The sequence below is a fragment of the Limimaricola pyoseonensis genome, assembly GCF_900102015.1.
In the GTDB taxonomy this organism is placed as follows: Bacteria; Pseudomonadota; Alphaproteobacteria; order Rhodobacterales; family Rhodobacteraceae; genus Limimaricola; species Limimaricola pyoseonensis.
Map to the genome: position 1 here is coordinate 1 of NZ_FNAT01000018.1, position 7472 is coordinate 7472.

Annotated in this window: 8 protein-coding genes; 3 read left to right on the top strand and 5 right to left on the bottom strand. The window is 53.3% G+C overall.

Annotated features, from left to right (window positions below; all coding sequences use genetic code 11):
- A partial coding sequence (locus BLT43_RS18595) for a tyrosine-type recombinase/integrase (protein WP_165612671.1) occupies positions 1–374 on the top strand: 374 nt, incomplete at its 5' end.
- Positions 375–496: 122 nt separating this feature from the next.
- Here the strand turns inward: BLT43_RS18595 and BLT43_RS18600 are convergent.
- Complete coding sequence (locus tag BLT43_RS18600; protein ID WP_131802693.1) at positions 497–940, bottom strand: hypothetical protein; 444 nt, start codon at positions 938–940, stop codon at positions 497–499.
- A gap of 736 nt (positions 941–1676) precedes the next feature.
- Between BLT43_RS18600 and BLT43_RS18605 the strand changes: the two genes are divergently transcribed.
- Positions 1677–2609: an IS5 family transposase gene (locus BLT43_RS18605; protein WP_090115366.1), complete on the top strand. Its 933-nt coding sequence runs from the start codon at positions 1677–1679 to the stop codon at positions 2607–2609.
- Positions 2610–2668: 59 nt separating this feature from the next.
- Here the strand turns inward: BLT43_RS18605 and BLT43_RS19010 are convergent, their stop codons facing one another.
- Genes BLT43_RS19010 through BLT43_RS19025 form a run of 4 tightly spaced genes read right to left on the bottom strand, consistent with a single transcriptional unit; the run spans position 2669 to position 6318 of the window.
- Complete coding sequence (locus BLT43_RS19010; protein WP_131802694.1) at positions 2669–3343, bottom strand: hypothetical protein; 675 nt, start codon at positions 3341–3343, stop codon at positions 2669–2671.
- Positions 3344–3393: 50 nt separating this feature from the next.
- Positions 3394–5313 carry an ATP-binding protein gene (locus BLT43_RS19015; protein ID WP_131802695.1) on the bottom strand — a complete coding sequence of 640 codons (1920 nt, stop codon included), beginning with the start codon at positions 5311–5313 and terminating at the stop codon, positions 3394–3396.
- A complete protein-coding gene (locus BLT43_RS19020; RefSeq protein WP_131802696.1) occupies positions 5300–5830 on the bottom strand; it encodes an ABC-three component system middle component 5 in 531 nt (176 codons plus the stop codon). Before BLT43_RS19020 ends, BLT43_RS19015 begins: the two co-directional genes overlap by 14 nt.
- Entirely contained in the window at positions 5824–6318 is a 495-nt protein-coding gene (locus tag BLT43_RS19025) for an ABC-three component system protein (protein WP_131802697.1), read from the bottom strand. The genes BLT43_RS19020 and BLT43_RS19025 overlap by 7 nt, the downstream gene beginning before the upstream one ends.
- Before the next feature lie 805 nt (positions 6319–7123).
- Between BLT43_RS19025 and BLT43_RS19030 the strand changes: the two genes are divergently transcribed.
- Positions 7124–7309, top strand: coding sequence for a hypothetical protein (locus tag BLT43_RS19030; protein ID WP_131802698.1), 186 nt, complete (start codon positions 7124–7126; stop codon positions 7307–7309).
- Positions 7310–7472 lie beyond the last annotated feature (163 nt).

A 7472-nucleotide genomic window follows, 5' to 3' on the forward strand; every position in this document is an offset into this window, starting at 1 on the left:
TGCGCTATCGGCGGCTGAAGACGGAAGACAGCGGGGGCGTTCTGATCGACATACCCATCCATCCTGAACTCCAAGCGGTTATCGACGCTTGCCCCGATCAGGCCTTCACCTTCCTGGAAACCGCAGGCGGAAAAAGTCGGTCTCCAAACGGTCTGGGCAACAAGATGCGGAAATGGTGCGACGAAGCGGGTCTGCCTAAATGCACTTCGCACGGTCTACGGCGCGCGATCGCCAGACGCCTGGCAGAGGCCGGGGCGCCACCGCACGAAATCATGGCCGTCACCGGCCACCGCACCCTTGCAGAGGTGATGCGCTATACTCAGGACGTGAGCCGGCCCACGTTGGCCAGCGGTGCGATCACGAGGCTGCGATAGCAGCTATATAGGCAAGGGACGCACAATACGAACTATCTGAATGAACACAGCACGGCCCAACCTTTGAACTCAGACAAGCTATCGAGCGATGTCTCCACAAGGAGACACCGCTCGAGCGAAGATTAGCGCACGAGGCGCGTGATCAGCTTGGCTGCGGCAGCTTGATCGAGAAGCCGTTGACGGACAGCCAAGAAATTCTCCAACGCCTCCAATACTCGTTTTGCCTGCTTTCCGCGTTCAGTATAAACGTATACTTCGACATACCCCCACATCTCACCGTCTTCGTCGTGGCCGATGATGCTGGGCTCGACTTTCGTGCCAAGCACCCCGCTGGCTGTTCGCTCCAAAAGGCCGCGCTGCAATACTTCGAGGGTGATAAGATCCCGTCCGTCGGTTACCTCGCCATCAGCGAGCCGCCTGAGCAGCCCCGTCAGCGCAGACAATGACAGATCGCCAATCGGAACATCGCGCATCGTTGACAATCCATCCGCCAATTCACGGCCGTGACGGATCGCAAGGATAGCGGTGGCCTGAAGTCGAAATTCCGACGATTTTTTGGTGGGCACTGGTTGGCTCCTTGGTGACCTCGCGCGATAGGTGCGCGTCAAGCTGGGAAGACCGGACAAGCGGAAAATTCGACTGAAGTGTTCTCACACTTTTTCCTTCCCGAGAGCTGGCACCCTTTCCTTGGATGTGGGCTGCCTCAATGTGACGGCAGCACAAAACCAAGAAAGGAAAGCTCCACACCGCCTCCTCGCCACTCTGGTTGTGACCGGGCGCTCCGAACATACCTTGAACAAATATTGGCGAACCTAACCCCAAGGTTCGTCGTTTTATTGCCTATACGCATGAAATAGATAGACAGTTTTTTATGGTTACAAATCCGCCAGGACTGCAACTCTCTTGCAAATTTAATAACTTATGATGGCGAACATTCTCAGTTCGATCACTATAGACAAACATCTATCAGCCCAGAAGACGAACCGCACAACAGGCATTCGCGGAAAAAAGCCGAGCACGCTAACAGTGCTTCTGGGTCGAGAATGAACCGATGGCGCACGGAAAAAATCGTCCGCTCATGAATGGAGACTTACCAGTTATTGTCGCCCGGAACGCGCATCATTGCCTTTGTCGACTGAACTGCTCAAGGCAGTATACAAAAAGTATCAAGCCCATCACGTGTTTCTCACACAGAGGAAAAAATCAGATTCCGAAGAAATGCTTGGATGGATCGCTACGGCGTTGTTGCAGAACTCCCGACCTTACGGTTCACACCACGAAGCAGCTGCTTAGATGGGTGGCATGACGAAGCCTCCGCCTGCCCGCTACCGCACGACGAACTGGTCCGCCTACAATGCCGCGCTTCGGAAGCGCGGCTCTCTGCTGATCTGGCTGGACCGGGAGATGATGTGGCTCGCACCGCATGAGGGGCGGCCGGGGCGTCCCCCGGTGTTCTCCGAGGGTGCCATTCAGTTTTGCTTGTCGATCAAGGTCCTTTTCAAGTTACCGCTGAGACAGACGGCTGGGATGGTGGCCAGCTTGCTGCGGATGGCAGGGCTGGACTGGCCGGTTCCGGACTGCTCGACGCTGTGCCGAAGGCAGAAGAGCTTGGCCGTCGACATCCCGTATCGGCGGGCCAATGGCCTGCTGAACCTGCTGGTGGACAGCACCGGGATCAAGTTCCTCGGCGACGGCGAGTGGCAGGCCCGCAAGCATGGGACGCAGGGCCGTCGCCAATGGCGGAAGGTCCACTTGGCGATGGACATGGCCACGTCTGGCATTCGCGCCGTCGAGTTCACTCCCAGCCGCGACGGCGACAGCCCGGTCCTGCCGGACCTGCTCGAGCAGATCCCCGACGACGAGCCGATCGACACCGTGACCGCCGACGGCGCCTATGACACGCGTTGTTGCCATACCGCGATCATCGAACGCCAAGCCACGGCGATCATCCCGATCCGCAAGAATAGACGACCTTGGAAAGAGGACGGCCCGGTAGCCGTGGCCCGCAACGACATCCTAAGGGCGACACGGCATTTTGGTCGAGACATTTGGAAGCGGTGGACAGGCTACCACCTCCGCAGCCGTGTCGAAGCCAAGATGCGATGCCTGAAGGCGTTCGGGGAGCGCATCGCTGCAAGAGACCCCGACCGCCAGACCGACGAGGTCCACATCCGCACCGCCCTCATGAACCGCTTCTCAGCCCTCGGCACCGCCGAGATCGCTCGCGTGGCATAACCTCAATGGGGAAAGGGGCACCTGCGCCTCAAGCCTAAATTCTGCAACAATGCCGATCGCTACGGAAGCATCGAAAGCAGAACCTGAAGGGTAAAACACAGTCCAGGAATGGAGATGAGAGAAAAGGCCGAAACATAGATAGCCGCAACTGAGAACGCGCCCGCGCGACGGTAGTAACGGCTTTCAACATTGTAAAAACTACTCAAGACATCGGCTTGAATTTGACTGTCGCCTTGCTCCCGCATTTCCGCATACGCGATCTTGAGTGTTCTCTTCTCCCTATCCAGCCACGGCGCCGCATTTATGAGATTGGCAGCAACCTGAGGGCGTCGGTGTCGAATTGTCCGGACCATTGTCCGGAGCCTTCTCGCGGATGCACGCTCAAGCTCGCTGTTAAAAAATGCCTCGATGGAGCTGTGCTGCTGGATGGTGCTGGGGGCAATGATCTTGAATACAATGGTCCCCAGCCCCAGCAAGAATGAACCTACGTAAAGAAAGTTAAGCCGGGCGATGACGCTTAGATCCAGAACTCCTTCAAGCCACTTGCCCCAAGACCGATCGTCCGGCGCAGAGATCATGTCCCGAGTGGGGGCAGGAAAAGAGTGCAAGCCGACACTCTCAAGAAATTTCATTACCTGGTCGTTGTAAAGAATAGCGTAACCGATAAATGGCATAAGAATTGAGATTGCCGCGAGGCGCGACCGACCAACCGCGCCGAGCACCTCCCAATTCACAGCGGCACTCCAAAAACCATCAGGACTCCGCTCATGAATCTTCGGGTTCCTCATTTCTGGAGCGCCAATGTCTTGCGCTCATGCGTATAGAACTTACCAACCGTATAGTCAGGGTTGTCCAATTCTGGAGCAATCATTGACGTGGCGATGATAATCTGATGGCTTGAAACAGCATTTGCGGATTTATCGCGGAGGAGTCTCTGAAAGTTCATGCTTCGCTCAGGCTCCATACCCTTATCCTCGACAGTATCCATAATTAAGAATCGGGGGTGCAGAAAATCGGGATCGTTCGCTGCTGCAAACAGGAACGACGCAAAGAAGCTATTCCGCAGATAAACCATGGAGCTTGCCGAAAAGAACGATTCTCCGTTGACGGAAAGTCGATCAGCGTCAAACTCGAATGATACGTGCTCAGCCAGCTCAAAGGTGATCTGTCGAGAAAGATCCCGGTGAAGAAAATCAAGCACCATTGCCTCAATCCCGATACGCGCTTCTCTCAGTCTGCGGGTCTGCTTAATCTTTTCTCCTTCAATCACATCATCGAGCACAGCAAGCTCGGTCTCGAAGTCCTCGCGTTGCTTCGACAGCGAATTTAGTTCCTCGACCACCGATCCAAAGAACGCGAGCTCTTCCTGCTCTCGGTATAGGTAGCCAGCCTGCCTATTCAGTTCCCGGAGGCGACTACGCATCTCACTCGTTGGCGTTCTAAGAGAAATTTCATACTGTGAACCCGCGTTTTTCCAAAGAGACTTTAGCTCCTCAATCGTCGCTTTATTGGCACGAAGTTCAGCTCGGCGATCTTCTTGGACACTCTGGGCTCGCTTGCGCTGCCGGGAATATTCGTTAACAAGTTTCAGAACTCGTCTTTTTGTTTCCTCTGACGAGTGAGTCGACTTGCAAAGATTGCATCCGCCGTCGACCGAATGATCTTCGACAGGCGCAAAACAGGATGGGCAGAATTCGAAAGCGAGACCACCCATAGACTCGACTACGGTATTCGCTTGGTCGAGCTGCTCAAGCTTGTGCTCGATCGAAACAATATAACTATCAGTGTCAGCGATCTGAAGATTCAGGCGCGTAATCTTCTCCTCAACCGAGCCAATCTTTTTCTGTAGCTCCACAACTCTACTGTATGCGGACTTTTGGTCATTTAGGCTGAGGCGATCGGTGAACTCGGTATCGAAAATTTCCTTCTCGATGCTCTCAATCTTCGAGTTTACATCGGATATCTCTTTTTCGATGCGAGCACCTTCTTCACCGATCCATTCTTTTGTTATTGGGCGACCATCACGTTTGTGGCTCTTTATCAGAAACTGGATGCTCGATCGAACGTCTTGAAGTGACGCTATTACAGAACGCCTGCGCAATAGGGATTTATAGTAGGTATCGCTGTATCCCCCACAAAGTAGATCGCCGACAGCTTGTCGTGTAATGGCGAGGTCAAACGATACCGGCCGGAAAATTCTCTCGACAGAACTCATCTGGTCTGCATAGAGGAGTCTCAGGACTTGGTTCATGGTGAGCCTTGCGCTCTCCTCGCCGTATTCAATCTCAGGCAAGCCAAGGAACCTAAACAAAACCTGCGAGAAACTTTCCTTCTTTCCCCTCTTGAAGGGGTATGTTTCCCATGCACCAAGAGGAGCGGCGTCTGCTTCATCAATAGTTCCATAGAAGACACGCATCGGCTGGAAAGGTGTTTCCTCGATCTCCCTCATAAGGGTTACCAACCGGCCGTTTACGGAAATCTCAGCAATTACCGAATCGCAATTTGCGGCGGCTTCTCGCCAATGCCCCTTCTCCACATCTCCGCCAAGAGAGTAATACAGGAAGTCCATGATGGTAGACTTCCCTGAGCTGTTTTCACCTCTAATGATGTTCAGGCCAGAATGAAAATATTCATCAAAAACAGCCTGGCCTGACTTCATAATCTTCAGCCTGCGCACGATGAGCCTGGGGTTAAACGGTGTCATATTGATACTCCTCCAGGTCGGAACGATCTTTCAGACCACCGATCCCCAGCGTTTCAATCTGAACGAAATCTTGAGCTAATATCTCCAAGAGGGCCTGGTTCTTGGTGATTGCCCCGTTTACTGCACTCAAAAGTGGTTCAGGTATCTCTTCGATGCCGAGCCGCACCATTCTTTGACCCCCTGACATATCGTAGCTGACTAAGTTTTTCTTGCTGAGTGCGCTCAGTGCTGTGTCTTGAATGACCTTCATTCGCTCGAACAGATCCCTGGACTCTGGCAACGAAGCGTAATGGACGTCTGGCAAAGACTTTACTAACCTTCTAATTCGTCCCTGCAACCCCGTGACCTTTCTTGGGGCGGAGAAATCCGATAGCCTCTTTGGAAAGCATAGGTAGAAGTCTGATATCCTGAGCCAATCATAAGGTTTGGGCCCTTCTGAACTTGCGCGCAGCAGCATCAGAAATCGGAACGCAGTGTGATAAGGATCATAAGCTGCCGAGTATGAGATATTCAGCATGACTGCCACCTAATATGGCACCGCTCTGCGAGCCAGTTTATCATTCCGTAGATATCGCCCTCATCCATGAAAAGGTCTGCCTTTCCACCAATGCTATCAATATCGAACAAGGTAGGTTCAATTATCTCTTTTTCGATTATTTCGTCAACTCTCCGCCTTGAGAGAGAGTAATCCGCTGGCATTATCTTGTTCTCGAAGACTTTCATGATGCGAAGCAGAAATCTTGCGAATAGGATTTGTGCAGATTGATAGTGAGTGTATTTCTCAAGCATCTGCTCGAATGCGAGCAGATCACGCTCTGCACTCGACCATTCGCTCGACCTCCCCACGGCCTCAAGTTTTTCTCGAAGGCCTTTCAGCTCGGAGTCTTCACGGTTCGAGATGAGGTATTGCAGCTTGTCGATGTAGCCATTGAACAATGTCTGATTGCGCATCTCTTCTTCGATGCGTTGAGCAAGCGCTGTCACTTGTGTGCCTGCCGTCGTCACGCCTTGCGCCACCTGTCACCTACCGATCTGTCGTCAGCACCGTTCGAGGCTTCGGCATTTGCCACTGCCTGCGAACGAGAAATTTTTACCTAAGGACATAGCCCGACTAAGCCCGTGACTTCAATGACCGAAGATCAGCCTGGCCTTCGGTAGCTAAGGGCACGTATCGCCGTCCCTGTTCTACCCAGACATTAAGTATTCGATGGCAAGCATATGTCTCGCAGCCCAACAGCTACTGAGCGACGTCTTCACGTTCGCAGGCGGGCACATTTCGACGAATGCCATCTCGCTTCAGCTGTGCTCTTGCTGGCCTTGAGACGGATCTTTCGCATTACTCTGCCTTCCAGGCGTCAGCGCGGTTCCTCACCATCTGGGGCGTAGCATGGCGATGTTCAGCCTGCTTCATACCCTACGGCTCGCCGATCCCGAATGCTATGTGCCAACAAGTCGCTGCTGCGCGATGTTCGCCCTTTCGTTGCTGCGATTTTGTCTTTTTCCTGAGGCTTATTGATATTTGCCCAAACTTTTTCTGCTTCGTCATCACGAAATTCGGCCAATAGATACCGCGACTTCCTGTGACTGGAGAAAAACTTCGTAATTAGGTTGACAGAGGTAAGCTATTATATATTTATGGTAGGCACGCACGGAGCCCTCGCTCTTGACGAAGTCACTATGACTTCTCCGGTTGAATAACCGAATTTGAATCAGTGCTCCGGCGCGCTTATGCATATCATCGCACGTCATTGATGCGTGCGGTTTAGTGATAGGCTGAGCCGTGGAGCCCTGCCTCGCGAGGGGGGTATGAATGGCAAATCCGCAGGCGAAAGTATCGCAATCTGAGATCACAAGGGCACTGAAAGCTGCCAGAACAGCTGGATATTCCGTTTCCCGGTTCGAGATTCTGACAGGGGGCGGTCTTCGCATTTTCCTTAGCGGCGAAGATTCATCTCTCGTCGAAAATGAGTGGGACAACACGCTCGGTGCCGCATGAACAGGCGGGTGAGGAGGGAATTTCCAGGGGTATCGTCGTATTTTGACCGGCATGGAAAACGACGCTGGCGCTTTCGCCGCAAGGGCTTCTCTGCTGAACTCGGGTCGGAGTATGGCTCAGCGGATTTTGTGCGTCGCTATGAGGACGCGGTTGCGGGGCTTCG